18 protein-coding genes and 2 pseudogenes are annotated in these 17,961 nt (G+C 57.9%); 8 read left to right on the top strand and 12 right to left on the bottom strand.

The genetic code is table 11. From position 1 onward, the window contains the following. The first annotated feature begins 315 nt into the window (after positions 1–315). From L6637_RS39785 to L6637_RS39770, 4 genes and pseudogenes are all read left to right on the top strand, one after another. On the top strand, positions 316–600 hold the full coding sequence (locus L6637_RS39785; RefSeq protein ID WP_128929728.1) for a hypothetical protein: 285 nt from the start codon (positions 316–318) through the stop codon (positions 598–600). Positions 601–794: 194 nt separating this feature from the next. Then, positions 795–1,913: pseudogene (locus L6637_RS39780) on the top strand (IS630 family transposase). A gap of 119 nt (positions 1,914–2,032) precedes the next feature. After that, complete coding sequence (locus L6637_RS39775; protein WP_128930165.1) at positions 2,033–2,185, top strand: DUF2274 domain-containing protein; 153 nt, start codon at positions 2,033–2,035, stop codon at positions 2,183–2,185. A 439-nt stretch (positions 2,186–2,624) separates the two neighbouring features. Then, complete coding sequence (locus L6637_RS39770; protein WP_128929727.1) at positions 2,625–3,257, top strand: hypothetical protein; 633 nt, start codon at positions 2,625–2,627, stop codon at positions 3,255–3,257. Positions 3,258–3,343: 86 nt separating this feature from the next. Here L6637_RS39770 and L6637_RS39765 read toward each other — a convergent pair whose 3' ends face one another. From L6637_RS39765 to L6637_RS39750, 4 genes and pseudogenes are all read right to left on the bottom strand, one after another. After that, positions 3,344–3,613 (bottom strand): recombinase zinc ribbon domain-containing protein, encoded by a 270-nt coding sequence (locus L6637_RS39765; RefSeq protein ID WP_232995653.1) that lies wholly within the window; start codon positions 3,611–3,613, stop codon positions 3,344–3,346. Between the two features lie 96 nt (positions 3,614–3,709). Then, positions 3,710–3,940 (bottom strand): annotated as a pseudogene (locus L6637_RS39760) (recombinase family protein); the annotation flags it as partial. Beyond that, a complete protein-coding gene (locus L6637_RS39755) occupies positions 3,841–4,584 on the bottom strand; it encodes a recombinase family protein (protein WP_232995596.1) in 744 nt (247 codons plus the stop codon). The pseudogene L6637_RS39760 and the gene L6637_RS39755, both read right to left, overlap by 100 nt. Next, the gene (locus tag L6637_RS39750) at positions 4,577–4,744 is read right to left on the bottom strand and encodes a DUF2309 domain-containing protein (RefSeq protein WP_164933827.1); all 168 of its coding nucleotides are present in this window, start codon (positions 4,742–4,744) and stop codon (positions 4,577–4,579) included. Before L6637_RS39750 ends, L6637_RS39755 begins: the two co-directional genes overlap by 8 nt. Positions 4,745–5,110: 366 nt before the next feature. Here L6637_RS39750 and L6637_RS39745 point away from each other — a divergent pair, with 366 nt between their 5' ends. The 3 genes from L6637_RS39745 (at position 5,111) to L6637_RS39735 (ending at position 7,144) form a co-directional block, all read left to right on the top strand. Then, positions 5,111–5,365, top strand: a complete 255-nt coding sequence (locus tag L6637_RS39745; RefSeq protein ID WP_232995652.1) for a hypothetical protein — start codon at positions 5,111–5,113, stop codon at positions 5,363–5,365. Beyond that, on the top strand, positions 5,331–5,900 hold the full coding sequence (locus tag L6637_RS39740) for an RNA-dependent RNA polymerase family protein (protein ID WP_232995595.1): 570 nt from the start codon (positions 5,331–5,333) through the stop codon (positions 5,898–5,900). Before L6637_RS39745 ends, L6637_RS39740 begins: the two co-directional genes overlap by 35 nt. 446 nt (positions 5,901–6,346) lie before the next feature. Next, entirely contained in the window at positions 6,347–7,144 is a 798-nt protein-coding gene (locus L6637_RS39735) for an effector protein NopP (RefSeq protein WP_276575808.1), read from the top strand. Between the two features lie 910 nt (positions 7,145–8,054). On the opposite strand, the gene L6637_RS39730 is transcribed toward L6637_RS39735, so the two are convergent. From L6637_RS39730 to L6637_RS39695, 8 genes are all read right to left on the bottom strand, one after another. Next, positions 8,055–8,276: a tetratricopeptide repeat protein gene (locus L6637_RS39730; protein ID WP_232995594.1), complete on the bottom strand. Its 222-nt coding sequence runs from the start codon at positions 8,274–8,276 to the stop codon at positions 8,055–8,057. Between the two features lie 216 nt (positions 8,277–8,492). Further along, positions 8,493–10,610 carry a type III secretion system export apparatus subunit SctV gene (gene sctV / locus L6637_RS39725; protein WP_128929726.1) on the bottom strand — a complete coding sequence of 706 codons (2,118 nt, stop codon included), beginning with the start codon at positions 10,608–10,610 and terminating at the stop codon, positions 8,493–8,495. Positions 10,611–10,620: 10 nt separating this feature from the next. Beyond that, complete coding sequence (locus L6637_RS39720; RefSeq protein WP_128929725.1) at positions 10,621–11,043, bottom strand: histidine kinase; 423 nt, start codon at positions 11,041–11,043, stop codon at positions 10,621–10,623. Between the two features lie 2 nt (positions 11,044–11,045). Continuing rightward, entirely contained in the window at positions 11,046–11,582 is a 537-nt protein-coding gene (locus tag L6637_RS39715) for a hypothetical protein (RefSeq protein ID WP_128929724.1), read from the bottom strand. Positions 11,583–11,614: 32 nt separating this feature from the next. Beyond that, positions 11,615–12,508, bottom strand: a complete 894-nt coding sequence (locus tag L6637_RS39710) for a SctD/MshK family protein (protein WP_128955094.1) — start codon at positions 12,506–12,508, stop codon at positions 11,615–11,617. A gap of 106 nt (positions 12,509–12,614) precedes the next feature. After that, on the bottom strand, positions 12,615–12,848 hold the full coding sequence (locus L6637_RS39705) for a hypothetical protein (protein ID WP_128929722.1): 234 nt from the start codon (positions 12,846–12,848) through the stop codon (positions 12,615–12,617). 1,209 nt (positions 12,849–14,057) lie between these two features. Beyond that, on the bottom strand, positions 14,058–15,851 hold the full coding sequence (locus L6637_RS39700; protein WP_128929721.1) for an HrpF/NolX family T3SS translocon protein: 1,794 nt from the start codon (positions 15,849–15,851) through the stop codon (positions 14,058–14,060). Between the two features lie 715 nt (positions 15,852–16,566). Beyond that, the gene (locus L6637_RS39695; protein WP_128929720.1) at positions 16,567–17,238 is read right to left on the bottom strand and encodes a nodulation protein NolW; all 672 of its coding nucleotides are present in this window, start codon (positions 17,236–17,238) and stop codon (positions 16,567–16,569) included. Positions 17,239–17,445: 207 nt separating this feature from the next. On the opposite strand from L6637_RS39695, the gene L6637_RS39690 reads away from it, so the two are divergent. Beyond that, the gene (locus tag L6637_RS39690; protein ID WP_232995593.1) at positions 17,446–17,961 is read left to right on the top strand and encodes a nodulation protein NolB; all 516 of its coding nucleotides are present in this window, start codon (positions 17,446–17,448) and stop codon (positions 17,959–17,961) included.

The following is a 17,961-nucleotide window of genomic DNA, read 5'->3' as shown; positions in this document are numbered from 1 at the left end:
TTCGCTTCGGGGTTCAAACACTGCGTTCTTGGCACATTACGATGCCGTCTGGGGAGGGCGGCAACCATCCCATCTCATCTGGTGGTCGGTGATGTGAAGGCCAGGCAAGGCATCGATTCCCTCTTGTCGAGACGAATCAACAGCTTGCACCAGCCGCACCCAGCCGCCAGACCGGTCCGAAAAACGCGACGCCGATGGGAACGGTCCTCCGGTCGGGCTACGCCCTCCCTTCGGTCCGTCCCCATCCGCGCAGTCTCATCCTGATTGTCGCTAAGGTCTCACCTTGATCGCCGCCGCCCATGCAGGCGAGGAACCATGATCTTATATACCTACTCACGCGAGATTGAGCCGAACGAAGATCGCTGGAAAGACACAGGAATCCAGAGTTTCTTTTTTGCAGAGCTGGAAGAGGTGCGACAGATCGTTCTCGAACTCCGCGAGGAAATCGCCTCGGATGAGGACAAGCAGCCTTCATGGAGTCCAGTTCGCATCGAGCGGATTGAACTCCTCGCTCCGACAACGCAGAACGTCCTGACCCTGCTCAACGAGGGGATCGGACCGCTGATCCGGCGCTATGAAATCGTGGAAACCATTGCTTAAGTCGAGAGCTATCCGGCCAATTCACACCCGCGCAGTTGGCAGCCTCCCTTTTTTTGCAGTCGCGTTGCAACGACTGTTCGCCAGATCGGTGAAGTAAAACTCTAGTGTCCTGAGTCACAAGTTCGCAATCGTAGATTCGCATTAGATTCGCGTCGCTGTGCCAAAGATGGCGGCAAACAGCGACGGAGTCTCCGATGGCGGTCCAGCAACTTGCCCCCCTGATATTGAGCGATGACGAGCGCGCCGAACTGACGTCGCTGACGAAGCGGCGGAAGACGGCGCAGGCGCTGGCTTTGAGAGCCCGGATCGTGCTGACCTGCGCGGAAGGTGGTCAGAACAAGGACGTGGCGGCCAAGCTAGGCCTGGAGCGGGGCACAGTAGGCAAGTGGCGACGACGTTTTGTGGAGCAGCGCGTGGCCGGGCTGCATGATGAGCCGCGCTCCGGCGCGCCTCGCACGATTGACGACGCCCGCATCGAAGCCGTGATCGTGAGAACGTTGGAGAGTTGCCCTGAGAACGCCACTCATTGGAGCTCCCGGGACATGGCGAAGGCGAGCGGCCTATCCGTATCGACGGTACAACGCATCTGACGGGCCTTCGGCCTCCAGCCGCACCGGATGGAGACGTTCAAGCTCTCGACCGATCCGAACTTCGTGGCCAAGGTGCGCGATGTCGTAGGCCTTTACGTCTCGCCGCCGGCACACGCCATCGTTCTGTGTGTAGACGAAAAGTCGCAAATCCAGGCGTTGGACCGCAGTCAGCCGATGTTGCCAATGCGTCCCGGCCAGCCGGCCCGAAGGAGCCACGATTACAAAAGACACGGCACCACATCGCTGTTCGCCGCCCTCGACATTGCGACCGGACGGGTTATCGGCAAGTGCTACGGACGGCACCGTGCCGCCGAGTTCCGCAAGTTCTTGGACGAGATCGAGGCCGCTGTGCCCCGCCAACTCGACGTCCATCTCGTCATGGATAACTATGCCACCCACAAGACTCCGCTGATCCGGAAATGGCTGGCTAAACGGCCGCGCTGGCATGTGCACCTGACCCCGACCAGTTCGTCATGGCTCAATCAGGTCGAGCGCTTCTTCGCGCTTCTTACCGATAAGAAGATCAGGCGCGGCGTCTATCGCAGCGTAGCCGCCCTCAGGGCAGACATCGCCTCATTCATCGAACGACACAACGCCGATCCGAAACCGTTCCGATGGACCAAATCCGCCGACGACATCCTTGCTTCCATCGAGCGCTTCTGTCGTTACAGCGCCCCGGAAAAACAAGACCCGATGTTGCGAACTTCTGGTTCAAGACACTAGGATAAGACCTCCTTCAACGCTTCGGCCAACCTCGTCATCGTGTGGATGTCCGGCGACCGTCTTAGCAACCAGACATCACAGGCATGAAATAGCCCCGTTAGAGGCCGGACAACGCGGAAATTCTGACACGGAACCGCAGCGCGACGCCAACAGAGCCCCCTAAATTGATTCCTCCCATGATCGAGCGCTTTGTGGCGACCGACCGCGCCTTGCGATGTCCCCAGCGAAGTGACACTCATTCCGTCCCTCGAGCGGCCGAGAGATCCGGTTAGCGCTCGCGAAGCAGGTCGAGCAACCTGCGCAGCGATGAACTACCTTTTAAATCAACAGCTTAGAAGGCGTTGGGGCGCAGAGTCGCCATTTCTGATCAGTTATGCAGAGGCTCTCGGAATTTCCTGTTCTACCAAACGCAACAATCGGGTGTTGCGTATCCCCGCAACTAACGGTTCTTGCGAAAGGCAGACACTCAAAAGCTCGGCTTCGGAATGGACGCAGGGCTTCTGTTCGCGGCGAGCCGGCGCAACCCATCACCGTTCAATTTCCGATAAATGTCGGCTGCCGACTTGTGGTGAACGCCAGGGCGCTTTCAGCGCATCTTGCGTGCTTAAGAGGAAACCGATTGAACAACTGCTCTACTCGGGGCCGTTGGTAACGCGACGTCCCTGGTGCGAACGGCAAGTTCCTTTGACTTCGCGTGATCGACGAGCGAGCTTGAGAGGCTGGCGACGCCATGGGCACGACACGCCCCTCCTGTGGATCGTCAGCCCGAGCACAATCGAGCTTTACAACGGCTTTGGCCGGCCGCTTGCACAAGGCGATGCGGAAGCTAACCGACTCCACACGTTCAAGATCATCGCTAGCGAGCTAACCGCGCTGGACGAACTCGCCGGGCGCCTCGCAATGGAGAGCGGCCAATTCTGGCTTCGAAACGATTCCATCAATCGGAAGAATACCGTCGATCAAAGGCTTCTGTCCGATCTAAGCGCTCTCGAGCGGGACCTCGTCGCTGATGACCTAGAGCGAGGCATCGCTCAAGGTCTAATCGGCCGAGTAATATTTACCCAGTATCTCGTCGACCGCGGTATCGTAGATAAGCGCAAGCTCAAAAAACATTGCGGCGAAGACACGTTGCCTGACGCCTTACGCAATACGACGTCTTCGCACGCGTTATTTGCATGGCTTCGCGCCACGTTCAACGGAGACATGTTTCCAGCCTCCATGCCAATGAGCCGCTTGCGCCATAAGCACTTTGTTCGGTTGCGGACTTTCTCGAAGCCATTGACCCGGAGACTGGGCAGCATTCGCTATTTCCATACCGCTTCGATATCATCCCCGTTGAGCTGATTAGCTCGATCTACGAGCAGTTTGCTCACTCACACAACGACAGCTCACGCGGCCCCCGACACTAGCGCACGAAAGTTAGGTGTTCACTACACTAGACTTCCCGTCGCCTCCCTCTCGGCGGTGAGTGTCGCGGTCAGTTTGGCGGGCTCCAACGCGGCAATGAACGCCCGGGTGATGGCGTCATCGACCTGAACGCCGCCGATATTGAGGCAGTAAACGCCTCGGTTCTCGACCAGCACTTTGCCAGCACAGTGATAACCTGGCGAAGAATTGCGTCCGCGATAGTGGGTGTGCAGGCGGCGGCCGCAATGGCCGCAACTGACAAGACCTTGCAGGAGGGCGTTGCCCTCTCTCACGGCGCCGCCGCCCTTGTGCGGCTGGGGTCGCGTGTTCGCGGCGAGACGTTGCTGATTTGCTTCATAGGTCTGCCAGTCGATGAACCCTGGATGATGCTCGGGGATGAGAACCTGCCATTGGGAACGCGGCAAGAATCGAATCCGCCTCTTGCGGGCACCAGTGCTAAAGAGAATCGTCTCTTGACGCGTTTTGCCATAGATATAGGCGCCGACATAGACGGGATTGGTCAAGACCTGGTGGATGGCGGTGTAGCTTGCCTCGACCCAACGGATCTGGGCACGGGCGTGCAGCTGCAGCGGGAACGTGAGCCCCTCGGAACGAAACCAGAGCCAAACGCGACGCGCCGATCCCATCTCGGCAAAGCGTGCAAAAACACTGCGAATGGCGATGACGACAGCTTCGTCAGGATGGAAGCGGACCTCGCCATCAGCCTCGCCCCAGACGAAGCCGACCGGCAGCCCGCGGCGCAGTTCACCCCGCGCCGCCTTGTTGCGGATTCGCCGTTGAGGCGAGCCCGCAGCACGTGCAGTTCGGCTTCGCTCATCGTGCCTTTGAGCCTCAACAAGAGGCGATCGTTGAAGACGGCCGAATGATAGATGCCGTCGGCATCGCCGATCAGCGTGTCGGTAAATCCGGCCAGATCAATCAGGCGGTACCATTCGGCGTTATTGCGCGCGAGCCGCGAGACTTCGAGACCGAGCACCAGGCCCACGCGCGCGAGCGCCACTTCGGCGGTGAGGCGGGCAAAGCCCGAACGCGCCACCGAGCCCAAACCGGAGAGGCCAAGATCCTCGTCGATAACGATGATGCGTTCATCGGGCCAGCCGAGGTCACGCGCTTTGCCGGCAAGCGCATATTGCCGGTCGGTTGATTCGCGGTTGTGCTCGACCTGTGCGGCGCTGGATTGGCGCAGATAGACGAAAGCCTGTCGAGAGAGATGACTTGACGTAATCTTGACGCGCTCACTCATCGCTTGCCTCCATCGCCAGGTCGTCCGGGAGCAGGCGTGCAATGAGGCGCGCCAGAATCTCGATTGCCGCCATGCGGGCGGCTTCGTCGATTTGGTCCCACGCTGCTGGCGCGCTTGGTGGAACATCGGGCTGATCGAAAAACTCCAGGTTCAATTGCATGGCGACTCTCCTTGCACGGCGCCGACTCGGCACCCCCGATGCAAAGAGCGTCGACGAGCTTGCGCAAGTGGAGCAAATCACCGAGCCTGCCGAGATCGTGGACAGCGTCATCGGTCGGCGGCGTGCCTCCAAGCGGCTCAACCTTCCAATCGGTCCAACTCGCCGGAATCAACGACCGACTGCCATCTGGCAGAACTGTGAGGAGATAGCGGACGCCGCGCCGCCTAATGGTGCCGATCACGGCCAACGCCTGACCTTCGAATGCGTGACGCTTGCGCGTGATCGTCACCGAAGCTGGGATATCATGGCGATGGGTAGTGTGTGGCCGCTTCCTTCGACTCGGTCGACCACGAGTGGCTGTTGCGGATGCTGGCGCACAGGATCGCCGATCCTCGCATTCTACGGCTCATTGGGCTGTGGCTGCGGGCCGGTGTTCTGGAGAGCAGCGAGAAGCAAGAAACGGACAGGGGTACTCCGCAAGGGGCGGGCATCAGCCCGCTCCTCGCCAACGTCTTCCTGCACTACGTCCTCGATCTCTGGGCCCACCAATGGCGCCGTCGCCATGCACGCGGTCGCACCGTGCGCTATGCCCGACGACTTCGTCATGGGCTTCGAGAGTAAGGCGGATGCGCAGGAGATGCTCTTGGCCCTCAAGGTGCGGCTGGCCAGCTTTGGCCTGATGCTTCATGAGGGCAAGACGCGGCTGATCGAGTTTGGCCGGTTTGAGGCCCTCTCGCGTCAGCGGCGCGGCGAGCGGCGGCCCGAGACCTTCGCCTTCCTCGGCTTCACCCACTACTGCGGGCGGACCCGGGACGGCCGGTTCATGGTGAAGCACAAGACGGACGGGAAACGCCTGACGCGCAAGCTGACGGCGTTGCGCCAGGACGCCTGGCGGCTCATGCACGAGTCACTGGCCACGCAGCACCAGTGGTTCGCCGCTGTTCTGCGTGGACACTACGGCTACTACGGCAGGCCGCACAATTATCCAGCGCTCAACGGCTTCTACCGCGAAGTGCGTCGGACGTGGATGCGCTGTCTGAGACGGCGTAGCCAGAAAAGTCGGCGCATGGGCTGGTCGGAGTTCGAGACCCTGACGACACACTTCCGTCTGCCCGGTCCGGGCATCACTCGCACTTGGGCGCAGGCGCGGATATGACGCGGGTTACTCTCGGGAAGAGCCGGGTGCGGGAAAGCCGCCTGCCCGGATCTGTGAGGGCGAAAGCCAAATGGCTGAGCTACTCGACCACGATCCAAACAGGCCAAGTAAGATCTCGATCTAGAGCCTGTTGTTTCTCCCGAATCGACATCGTCAGAGGGGAATTGTCTGATTTAATCCTATGCTGAGGAGGAGCGAGCTTGGATGATGCAACTCTATTCGGAAGGTCCTCGCCCTAGCGGAGGCGAGGCCTGTTCGTTACGGCGCTCATCAACCGGTTCCGAGGCATGGCGCCGAAACTGTACTCGCTGACCAGCACCGCGCAGCAGCAGGTCCCTTCCATTTATAGGCTGGTGTCAGAGTATGGACAGCTTAGGGGTCTACGAGTGGGTTGGTCAGCGGCCCGACACAATGCAAGACATGTGAACCATAGGAGAGTGCTCATCATGTACGGTCGAATCAACAATTTTTCCGAGAACGAAACTTATTATCGGCAAGATGCGGAGCATTCGAATTGCGAAAGCCAAGACTTCGCGGACGCGTTCGCTAGAATGCAGTTGCAAGATTCGGCCGGCAGCTCATCTTCGCATCCGCAATATGCCCTCCTTGCAAGGCCACCCGTGGTTGAGATCGATCAAGCGACATTCAGGAGAGAGGCGCGGAACTATCATGGGGAAGCTATCAATCGAATCGCCAACAATCCTCACGAATACTCTGAGCTTGTATCTGAAAGAGCAAGGCGCACGGTAGAGGTTGCCGAGAAGTACGCCGTCAGAAGAGATTCCGAGGACGCCCGATACTACAGCTACCAGTTAGGAAATATGAGCGTCGGCCTGCAAAGGACTGAACGCGGATTCAGCATGACTGAGTTCGAAAGCGGTAGGTGGCGAGACCAGTTCCCCGGAAGAAGTGAAGTCACCTCAGTTGTCGACTTTCAGGTGGCTCATCCGCTTGTCACGAATGCTGGCGATATTCTGCTCGAGCACCAACTTCGGCAAGACGGCGAACGACCGTTGGTGAATTGGCGTCCTGCTAATCCAGAAGCGAAAGCCCGCGCGCAAGCAATGGGGTTCGTTGAAGTGGATGAGGACGACATGGTGCTCGATCCCACCCAGTCCGGAAAGTGGGAGCTAAACAGCGATGGTGAATGGCAACGTGCAACTAGTTCTCGGCGCTATCTCTCCAAAGCGGACAGTGATACTGAAGCTGCAGCAGATTCCGACGAGGACGGTGACTTTATGTAGCGCGGATCTGCAAGCGTTCGTGTCGCGGCGGGCGGTGGAGCAACGTAAGTCGACATTGTCGGCTTACGTTGAGTCCTCGGCGGGTCGAAGCCGACCGCTTTGACCGGATGAGATCCCTGGTAACAACCGCACCGTGGTCTATGAGAGTTGCGCGGCGATGATAGCTCAACAAAAGCCCCGGCTTCGAGCCGGGGCTTTCCATTTGCATCCGGAGAGGAGGAATCATTCGCGGATTGACGCCATGGGGGCCACGCGTCATCGTGCCGGTTTCCAGCCCAGTCGCGGTGTGCGCCAATGTCCACCATCAGAACGGTCCAAAGTGATTTCCGTTTGAGGAGCGAATCTGATGGTGTGTCTTCGGCCGTTTCGATCGAAGACGCCAAATCTGGAGAGATGTCGAGCCACCTCGTGCTGAGCATACCATCAAGTTGTTCGTCGGCGGCCGGTGCGACAAGCAATGCGAATTGCTTGCGTCGTGCGTAATGTTTCTTCGGCGTTGCTGTAGAGAAAAACCAGCAAATGCTCTCTCCATCGCATACACTAGGTCGCTGGAAGACAGACATGAGTGTCAGAACCAGCACACGCAATCCCAAGCCTCGGGGATAAGAGAGCATCTGCACATTGACTCGCGACTAACCCGTTAGCCGAAAAAGGACCCCAGCGGATGCAGGCTGAGCCGTGCTCAACCTACCAAACCCTGCAGGAAATGTATCGTTAGCGAGCAACGGCGCTAGCGAGATTGCGCCCCCTGATGGGCGGCTAAAACTGCTGTAGGCTCGCGCTTCCTGTTTTGGCCTTCTCATTAAGTACGAGCGACAGCTTTAAGTTGTTGCGCAGCATCGGATTATCGAGGGTCGTTGCGAGAGCTTGCCGATATAGCGCTTGTGCTTCACGGTGACGTCCTTCACTGTCAAGCACAACTCCCTTCGCAATTCAGGGCGCGCAGGTCTGCAGGGACCGCGAGCAAGACCTTGTCGAGGACATCAAGCGCCTCATCCGGGCGCTTGCGCACCAGCAGGGCACGCGCCAGAGGAATCGCCGCATTGACCTTGCCCGGTTGTTGTTTCAACGTTTCGCGAAAAGTCTCCTCGTCAGCGTCCGCTTGGAGAGCGTAGGCAATGCGGTCGCGCATAGCAGGATCGATATCCTTGTCGCCTAGCGTTCTGGAGCGGTCTCTTGCTGCGATGAAGGACTGGGCTTAGGCGAGCTCGCGCAGCCTCCGAGTAGCAGAATGGCAAGCGGAGCGAGGATGGCTGAGTATAACTTCGGATCAAGTGAGAACAACCGCCGCCAGACATTCATTTTACATAAATTCAACTGCTATCTCACGACCACTGCTGTGCCTTTGTTAGCTGGTTGCGGCGATCGGGTCACGACGCTCTCCTGGGGAAGTCTTATGTTGTGAAGCCTCTAGCTTGACGGATCCAATCGGCTGAACCGTAAAATCCGCAGCGAGATCCTGATACGAAAGAACAGGAAGGTCGATCCCGTTGCGGGTGAGAAAACCCCGGACGAAACGCCGGATATCCATCGAACCCAGAATGACGGGTTGGCTCTGACCGCGTGCGATGCTCGAATGGATCTTGCGAAACTGCGAAAGCAGCATCTCGCTATCGCAATCGTCCAAAACGAGATAAGGACCCACGGCGGTGTCGCGCACCGCACCGCGCACGATATCCTCGGTGTGGCGCTCTACGATAAAGGCTGCCACGACACGGTGGGCGTTGGCATAGCGATGACAGATCTGCCGTTTCAGACCGGAGCGAACATATTCGGTAAGCAACACAACATTTTGTTCGCGCTCACTCCATTCTGCCAACACCTCCAGGACCAAGCGAGTGTTGCGAATTGGGATGCCCTCGTCCAGTAAGCGGCGCAGGACATCGGCGATCCGGGGAACCGGCATCGTGCGCAGCACCTCCTTCACCAGATCGGCATATTCCTGCTCCATTCGGCCCAGCAATTGTCGGGTCTCCTGAATGCCCACCAGGCGCTGTGCATAGCGCATCAATGTCGACTGGACGCGCAAGGCGACGACTTCGCTCGGACGGTGATACCCTATCCCGGCTGCTTTGAGAGCCGGCGCATGAAGTTGTTCGATCCAAATCCGATTTGTCTCTACGTCTTGCCGAAAGGGGATACCGCTCAATTCAATATTCGCTACGTCGTCGTTGAGCATGAGTTGCGTCGGATCCACAAAATCTCGCCCAACGGGCACTCCCTCAACGTCTACCCTGAATTGCGATTCAGGTAAAAGCTGGTCTATCTTGGTTGGTATGCGCGGAATTGTGATACCAAGATCAGATGAGACCAGTGTCGATATTCGCACGATTGCCTGCTCGAGTTCCTCTTTGTCGATTGCACCTGCAAGGTTTGGTGCGAGGAACAGCGCGATTGGAAGGGCCTCTGCAGGCAAGGTCTGTTTCTGACCCTGCGATGGAGCTTGAGGCGTACCGGCGCTACTGACCTCCGTCTTGGCGGCGTTCTTGGCGCGCTGCACGCCAACATTGACAAAGCTCGCCGCGCCGAAGAGTACGGCCAGCATGATGAACGGAGGCAAAGGGAAACCCGGTACGAGCCCCATCACAATCAGGACGCCGGCGGCCAACCGCAGCGCTTGCGTGCTGGCCGTCAGTTGGCTGACAATATCGCCACCCAGATTGAGCTGCAAAGGACCATTGACACGAGTGACAATGGTTGCAGCCGTAATTGACAGCAGCAGAGCCGGGATCTGCGAAATTAGCGCATCACCTATGGTGAGGATCGTATATTGATGCAGCGTCTCCTCCAGGGGCATGCCCTTGGAGAGCAAGCCGATTGTGATGCCGCCCAGCATGTTAATGCAGATAACTATGAGCCCGGCGATGGCGTCGCCCTTCACAAATTTCATAGCGCCATCCATAGCGCCGTGAAGTTGGCTCTCTTGCTCCAGCGCCGCTCGCCGACGGCGAGATTCGTTCTGATCGATGTGCCCGTTGCGCAGTTCCGCGTCGATTGCCATCTGCTTGCCCGGAAGCGCGTCGAGCGTGAAACGCGCCGACACTTCTGCGACCCGTTCTGCGCCTTTGGCGAGAACCATGAATTGCACCATGGTCACAATGAGGAATATGACGATGCCAACAGCGATATTGCCGGATATAACGAAATCGCCGAATGTATGTATGATGCTGCCGGCATCCCCCTCCGCAAGAATCAACCGCGTCGTCGCGACGGTAAGCGCTAGGCGAAAGACGGTCGAGATCAGGATGACGCCTGGCAAGGACGAAAAGTCAAGCGGCGTCTTGAGATACAGGGCCACCATCAGCAGCAGTATGGCAAAGCCGAGGTTGAAGCCGATCAGCATGTCGATCAATACGATCGGGATCGGCATGATCATCATTCCGATCGCCAGAAGAAGCATCAACGCGACCATCAAATCTGGGTTAGCTGGTGCGCGCACGATGAGACTATGCAGGGTATTGGCCATGAGAAGCCTGTTATTGTTTGATTGGAGCAGCGCTCCGCAATGAAACATAGCTCTTGAAGAGTGCGCGTGCCTCGGCCATGCGGCCGGCCTGACGAAGCGCATGACTGCGCAAGACCATCAAAGGCAGGCGCGAAGACGGGTCGTCGTCAAGCTTGTCTAACCTGTCCAGTGCCGCCAATGCGTCGTCACCGTGGCCCTCCGAGATCAGAGCGTAGACCAGAATGCGGAGCAGCTCGACGTCGTAAGAATGTTCGTGAGCTACGATTTGCAACAGAGCCAGGCTCTGTGCGCTCTGACCGCAGGCAAGATGGACATACGAAAGCGCGCAGAGCAAATCACGCTCCCTTCTTGTGATGTGCAAAACCTCACCGGCACGTGATAAGTGTGGCGGCGGAGCAGGTGTGAGGTGTTGCTCTCCGTCAGGCGCGGCCATTGCTAGCCTTTGATTAAACCGTTGTCATTCTGCCGGAGCAGAATTAACCGTCGCAGCTCCAACTGCACAATCGCGAGGTCTTCACGAGACACCGAACTCTCTGGCGCGGCCGAGAGCGTATCGGCCAAACGCTCGAGAAGAATGCCCTGCTTCTCTGGGCGCAAAACATGCGAATGAAATAGGCGCGGCGTGACAAAGGAGAGCAGGTTGTCCGCGAGACTGGGACCATTAAGCCAAGCAAGTTCTGAGCCTGGCTTGATCTCACCAATCTCGCCGCGCGCCTCGTTGACATTGACGCGCGAAACGGGATCAATAGAGGTAAGGTCCAGTGCGGTTACGATCGCGGAGACAACAGGCAGATCTTGCGGGGGATCATCCTGGAAAATCGCGAAGCTCTTGCCACCATTTGCATGAGTTCTCTCGATTGCGGATTCCGTGGCTCTAGCAGTCGCCGGCGTAATAGCAGGTGGGTTGTCGTCGACCTTGAGCTCCTCAAAAGAGGCGCCGGGCTCAAGCGAATGCTCAGACAGCCTAGTCATGAGTCTTTCCTCCTTATTCGCGGGCTGAAACTCTAATAGGGGAGGGCAACAAGCCGGCCGTTCCTGCTCAGCAGCAGACGTCGTTCCTCAATCCCATTGACGGTCCATCCGTTATTCAACAGCGCGCCCACGAAATACTTTTGACCAGCGATGACCAGATATGGCTCACTTCCTCGCCAAACGGCTTCGACGGAAATCGAGGACGGCGTCTTCTCCTCCCTGATGGCGACTGCATTGACGAGAACATATGCGTCCTTTCGATCGCGATCGAACCATTCTTGAACTTCCCGCCACTTTGGGAGAGAAGCGCGCGTTACGGTACCGTCAGCAGCGACAACACCCGGCTCAGATCGGACTTTGATATCAAAAAGGCCCGCTCGATCAACTTCCTCTTGCAGCCGTGTGGCAGCTGCTTCGGCGGTCGGAGCATCAGGAGCGTTGGGCGCCAGCTTAGGTGCAACGTCGACGTTACGGTGCAAGTCGGCGTTCACGTCAACAGCGCTGTCCGTCTCGACGAAACTCGTTGAGACGGCGCCGACCGCGACGGAACTGATCAGGACAGAGGCGAGTACCGCGGTCGATCCGAGCCAGCGGCTGATGGAGCCAGCTTGTTTGGAATCCTCTATGGAACAACGGATGGACATCTCGCCCGCATGGATGACGGCGGGAAGAGAAACAGCAACGCGCTCGTTCGGGAGAAGTGCCCGTTGTCCCTCTATCCTTACTTGCGGCGCAAGAGGCTCGATTTCAATCGAATTGTGATGGGGGGTGATACGAAAGTGATGACGTTCGAGCCCTTGTTCGATGAAAACCAAGTCAGCATCCAGGTCGCTACCAATCAGGCTCGATCCAAAGCCCAATTTGCCGGTCAGCCCGGAGTAAAGCCCCGACAGCACCTCGAAATGCAGGGAGTGTGGTTCATTCACGGTCGACGGTCTCCTGAACAGCGAGAGAGCCGTACGGCTCGTTGCGAGCTTTGCAGCTTACGCAGGCGAAGAAAGGTGGAACGACGACGTCGTCCCACCTCCTCCGTTACTGCACCCGCTCGTCGGCGACCTTCTTGATCGTCGTGAGCTCTGTTGAAACGATGCGAAGTTGCACATCCCTCTCAGTCGCTTTGGTGGTTTCAGCAGTCAGAGCGGCGATTTGGGCGTGCCAAGCGGCGTCTCCGGTGACTTCAGCAGCTGCAGCACCAACTGCGGCCGTAGCGGTGCCAGCGGCCCCCCCTGCGACCGAGGCAGTAGTCGCACCAATTTTAGAAGGCATATTGTTCTCCTGTGTGTTCGGGTGTCGCCGCTCCTGGCGGCTCCTATTTCCCGACGCCGCAACATCCGGCGTCAGGAATCCTCCTCGCTAATGGCCTCATGGAAACGAGCCATTGCATTACTTGCCATTTGGACAGCCGCGGCTCCGAGAGCGGCGTTGAATGCTTGGCGCAACGCGGCCTCTTGCGAGCTACTGTCCGGAGTTGACGTGCCATTTCCAGCGCTGCTTGTACCAGGCGATTGACCATGATTGTCATTGTCGTCGGGTGTGCGGGAGCCGTTCTTGTCACCACGAGCAGCATGGAAGTCAGGAGCAACGCGCGCAGTGGCGCTTGAACTCGGAATGCGCATTAAAGGCGTCTCCTATGTCAAGGTGGTCATGCCGTCGTGGCTTTCCTCACTGTGCGAGCATTAGCTTTCGACAAGCTGACGGATCTCAGAAATTCAACCGGTTTTGGCGGATTAACGAATTCGACGTGATTGGTGCATCGGCCACGTGTGGAGATCAGACAGTTGGCACCAAGAAAGACGATCATGTTATGAAGCCGGTTGATCGGGCGGTCTCGTTGATCATCAGGCTTTGAGGCCGAGATGCTATAACGTCCCGCTCGCCGTCGCCGGCGGCATCTCCATCAGGTAAGGCATTAAGACATTTCTCCCTGCCAAGCGCAGGCGGCGATGTGCCTAGATCGGATCAAACACGACCTGGAATGTTAAGCGTGCTGAAGCGATTAGAGCGTCAAGGCAAATCCGCCAAGTCTGCTAAGCCCTCAGCGTCATCGAGCACTTTCCCGCTGAGCGGGCAAAGGGCAAGCCTCGAGCGGTCGCCCTTGGTCTCATTCGTTCTGCCCTATTGCGCATCTCAGTGCGGCGTGTGCCTTCTCGTCGACATCATCTCGTTCTGTCCCGGTGTTAAGAAAGTCGACAAGTTCAGCGTCGGCTGTTGGAACCGGACGGCCGCCTATCGAACTGTTGCGACGACGTGCCGCATTTGGGGCTGCTCTCGAAGCACCGGTCGAGTCCAGCCAAACATAAAGCGGGCCATGGTGAAAACCGGCGAAGCAAAGTCGTCGGATGTGGGTAAGGAGCTCGAACATGCTGGCAAAGCTTGCGAGCCCCTACCGGTTTGGAGTGGAGACCCAACCGCACGAGGGCTGCGCAAGCTCGTCTAGCCACGCAGTTGTGAGCCGAGAGCCCCAAGTCACTCTGACTAGCTGTAAACGCCTGCAGCTTGCATGTCCGCGGACTCAATCCGCTCCTTTAGGGAGTTCAAATAGTCCTCCGCGTAAGATTGTGCCATCGAGACCGGAAGGTTGACGCCGGCCGTCGCGGCTTCTTGAATTGCCTGCTTCGTCAAGCCTTCGCGCATGGCTAGTTTGACCTCCGGGCCGCCGATACAACCCACCGCCTGTGCCGCAAGATTGAGTCCCGCTTCTTCCAGCGCCTGCTTTATGTTGCCGCCTGTGATGGCTGTGTGCAGAAGATTTGCTGCTTGCGCCTCGCTCTCGAGTATCATTGACGCGAGATCGGTCAATTCCCCCAAACCTGGAATGAAGCCGAGTACACCAACTGCCGTCGCAGCCCAGTCAAGCACGTTGGAGCCCACCTTGAGCACTTCATCAAAGGCGTGCATGAAGGCACCTCCGTTTTTCTTGGGTGACTTGACGTCCGGCTGGTCCGCCACGCCCGTCATCATGTCCTTGACGGCCGCCTGGTCGGCAGCCGGCTGAACAGCGTGCTGCTTCAATTGGTGAGCGGTGCGGTTCGCGCCGGACATGTTGCTGAAGAAATGGGTGAAATCGTTACTGCTGATGTTGCCGGAATCGACCGTATGGCCGCCGCCGAAGTCGAAGAACTTGTGGTGGGTCTTGTAGCCTGTGATCGAGTTGTTCAGCAATCCGAACAAGAGAGGATCCGACAACAGCTGGGAGGCCGCCTTTCGCACGTCCGGGGCGAGACTCTTGTCATCGACCATACTAGTGAGCGTCTCCCGGGTCAGGTCACCCTTCCCGAAAAAAGCCGCTTGGTTCTTATTGATCGTACCTAGCGTATCCAACTCGGCATGCGTGAGGTTCATCGATGACGAAGCCATCTGCAAGAAGTCCTCTTTGTGGACCTTATCTACCGAGCCGCCATACAACTGTTTCCATTCCTCTGGATGATTGAGGAAGTATCTCGCGGCTGCGAGAACCTGAGGTGGGCATTTACCCGTTTTAGCCTCGCCATCAACGATCTGCCTGAAATCCGCGAGGCTCAGGTTCTTGGGCAAATTATCAGAATAGCGATAGAGCTCACGCAGTGCGTCGGTCTGGGTCATAACGCAGGGCTGGCCGTTTCCGGTGCCGTCCGACGGAACGTAGTTATGCTCGTAGCGCCGCGCCTGCTGCTCCTGGAATGCAGCCACTTGTGAGTGATGATCGGAGAAGCCGGAGAGATCTCCTGCCTTGATTGTCCCCCCGCAGCGGCCATCGCCTTGTGAGCCTATCGCATAGAAGAGCTCCGGATCCTGCTGCAATGCTTCGATCGCCGTCTTCAGATCCGGCGGTGTGGAGGGGTCCGTCGCCAAATCTACGAGCGACTTCCAATCTAGGGGGCATTTATCTTTATGACGGTTCAGCACCGACACAATCTGCAACTCGGTGTCAGTCAGAGTGCCACTGTTCCATGTAATCCGTGAGCTGGGTACTGGCGCCGCTGCAATCGCAGTGGAGGCCGCAGCAGAGGTTGACTGCGGGGGCTGGCTATACGCTTCTGCGTCCAATGCAGCCCTAACGTCGGGTGGCACGATATTCCCCGTCAGCTGTATGAGCTCCTCCGTCAGGTTCTTAGTCGACTCCGAGGCCGAATCCTGTGGTGCGGAATGATCGCCGGTCGTGTCATTTAAGGCGTAGCTCGCAAGCACCGCCTCGAAACTTGACAGCTCTTGCGCCGGAGTGAGCCCGGGGGCAAGCCCGGACAAAGCCACGTTCGAGTTGGCGGCGAGGGATAGGTTGTTGACTGACATTATACATCCTGTGCTGTGAGATTGCGCCACCGTCCTGTCACACCGTGCAGCCCGAGTTCGCGACGAACACCAAGTGTTGATGGGCAGATCCAACAACTCCTGGCGGCTGCTCCCGGCGGCTGAGTGAGCGTCCAGTGCTCAGGTCCCGATCAACAGGCTCATTGCCTGCTAGATATTCACCCCCTTTTATAGTAGCGGGAGTTAGCTTTCGAGAAGCTGACGGCGCTCAGCGGAATGCGCGAACGGACATGAATGCGGTGTTGCGCAATACCCGCATCCCCCCAAAAGTGTCTGCCACTCCGTCGCGTCCTCACGCGGCAGATGGCAAAAATGGGAACTCGGGCCTGCAATCCGCGGAAGATCGGCGCGGGTTCGTGCAACAAAATTAAATGATACTGCCGCGTCGTCTGGCGATGGCGAGTGGGCGCGCTTACGGCCCGTTACGAGAGGGTTAGCGTCTGCTCCGTCAGCGCCATGAAGCATTATGGGATCAGTCACCGTTTGCCGGCAAATGTACTCAAACGGTTGAGATCGTCGATCGTTGAGTGGAGCTAAAGCCGTAGCCAGCGCAAGAATGATGCTGCCCACCTTTCCAGTTGAAGGCATCACCGTCTAGGTCTCGGGCTCTCATGCCGACAGCATCAGCTTTCAACATGCTCACAAAGAAAGCCGCGACCGCATTGAGCGCCGTTGTAAGCGACTTTTGCTGTCCAATTCATCTCTGGCTTGGGCCGGGCGCGTGAGCCACGTTATCTTGATGCGTCGCCTCGGGCAAAACAGGTCCCTCCGGTCGTCCATCACGAATAACCGTACTTGAGGAGCCCCGAAACAACATCAAGACCGACGCGGGCGCCGGCTTTGCGGTTGTCGTAAGAGTTCGTCGCGCCTGGGCCTCCGCCACTAGGCCGTTGAGCATTTGGTCGACGAGCGCGATGAAGCGAGGCGGACCAGAAGCGAAGACCAGTCCATCTTCCGGTGCGGCTCTCACGACGTAGCGTTCATCGGAAATTTTGAGTGCATCGAGTGCCGCCTTGAATGCATCGAAAGTGACCGGGTTTAAGACAAGCAGGCGACTTTCCGCCTCGTGCGCGTCGGATACGTACAGCACCAGCCCGTCATAGTACCACTGAAGATTATAAAGAGTGGTCACGCGTTCGAGGAAATCTCGCGGCGCGAGATCCGGCATGCGCCCGCGAATCCGCCCCTTTACATGGGTGCTGACATTGATTCGAATATTCAAATTGTTGCCGAACTCCTGCAGTGCGGCCGCGAGATCCTGATCCAGAACTGTGTAAGTATAAGGCGTGGATGGCAGCTCTAGAGTGGCGCCGAGCGCCCTAACCGCGCTCAAGGAGATGAAAACACCAACAATTAGAATGTTCTTCAACGTGTGCAGCCTCGTGGTGTGGTTGAGTATTCCAGGCGGTCATGCGCTGGTACTCTTCCAAAGTTGGAAGACGAACTTCGTCGCAAATTGGAAGCCAATCGTGATTTTTGGATGACGTAGCTCTTGATCCACGTCAGGTTTTGGTCAGCTCGGCTCGCTAGGGTGCCGAGCCGTTCCCGGCAACGACAGCTAATAGACGCGAGAGCAATGATTCCTTCCGTGATGTTTGGCGCGATGCCGATCTCTGCCAACCTCGGCGAGTGTCTCACCGAGGGGTGTTCATCGGCGCCGGGCAACTTTCATGAGCATCTTGCAAAGGCGGCATCGAAACAAGGCGCCGCCTCTTTGGTGGCCGACAGCGCGTTGGCGCCACCTGTACCGGAGGTTCAGCGTGCAGTCGCGCAGACAGGTCCACTGGGCGATCGCATTCTGCAGAATCTTTTTGGAGCGCACTTAGGCAAACCATATCCTTCGACCGGACTCCCTTCGATCGGCGAGCCGGGCCCTTCGAAGAGCGTCCAGCTTGGGCCCGCCGCGCGGCCTATCTCGCGCTTGGACGGAGTCGATGTCCATGTTATCGGAAAACCAGAAGGTGCCGACAATTTCGAGTCGACGTTGCAGAATCTGCGGGATGTTTACAACGGCGTCATTCAGGTTTCGCTCATCTCCAAGAGTGCTGGCGCCGTCGGTTCATCTCTGAATAAGCTGCTATCAGCGGGCTGA

The sequence above is a fragment of the Bradyrhizobium zhengyangense genome (genome assembly GCF_022012435.1).
Lineage (GTDB): Bacteria > Pseudomonadota > Alphaproteobacteria > Rhizobiales > Xanthobacteraceae > Bradyrhizobium > Bradyrhizobium zhengyangense.
This window is presented reverse-complemented; position numbering and strand designations above follow the sequence as displayed.

Bases quoted from the DNA above. Each gene is read 5' to 3' on its own strand.
- L6637_RS39785 (WP_128929728.1), top strand. From the start codon at position 316: ATGATCTTATATACCTACTCACGCGAGATTGAGCCGAACGAAGATCGC.
- L6637_RS39755 (WP_232995596.1), bottom strand. From the start codon at position 4,584: ATGAGTGAGCGCGTCAAGATTACGTCAAGTCATCTCTCTCGACAGGCT.
- L6637_RS39750 (WP_164933827.1), bottom strand. From the start codon at position 4,744: ATGCAATTGAACCTGGAGTTTTTCGATCAGCCCGATGTTCCACCAAGC.
- L6637_RS39745 (WP_232995652.1), top strand. From the start codon at position 5,111: ATGCTGGCGCACAGGATCGCCGATCCTCGCATTCTACGGCTCATTGGG.
- L6637_RS39740 (WP_232995595.1), top strand. From the start codon at position 5,331: ATGCCCGACGACTTCGTCATGGGCTTCGAGAGTAAGGCGGATGCGCAG.
- L6637_RS39735 (WP_276575808.1), top strand. From the start codon at position 6,347: ATGTACGGTCGAATCAACAATTTTTCCGAGAACGAAACTTATTATCGG.
- L6637_RS39730 (WP_232995594.1), bottom strand. From the start codon at position 8,276: ATGCGCGACCGCATTGCCTACGCTCTCCAAGCGGACGCTGACGAGGAG.
- sctV (WP_128929726.1), bottom strand. From the start codon at position 10,610: ATGGCCAATACCCTGCATAGTCTCATCGTGCGCGCACCAGCTAACCCA.
- L6637_RS39720 (WP_128929725.1), bottom strand. From the start codon at position 11,043: ATGGCCGCGCCTGACGGAGAGCAACACCTCACACCTGCTCCGCCGCCA.
- L6637_RS39715 (WP_128929724.1), bottom strand. From the start codon at position 11,582: ATGACTAGGCTGTCTGAGCATTCGCTTGAGCCCGGCGCCTCTTTTGAG.
- L6637_RS39705 (WP_128929722.1), bottom strand. From the start codon at position 12,848: ATGCCTTCTAAAATTGGTGCGACTACTGCCTCGGTCGCAGGGGGGGCC.
- L6637_RS39700 (WP_128929721.1), bottom strand. From the start codon at position 15,851: ATGTCAGTCAACAACCTATCCCTCGCCGCCAACTCGAACGTGGCTTTG.
- L6637_RS39690 (WP_232995593.1), top strand. From the start codon at position 17,446: ATGATTCCTTCCGTGATGTTTGGCGCGATGCCGATCTCTGCCAACCTC.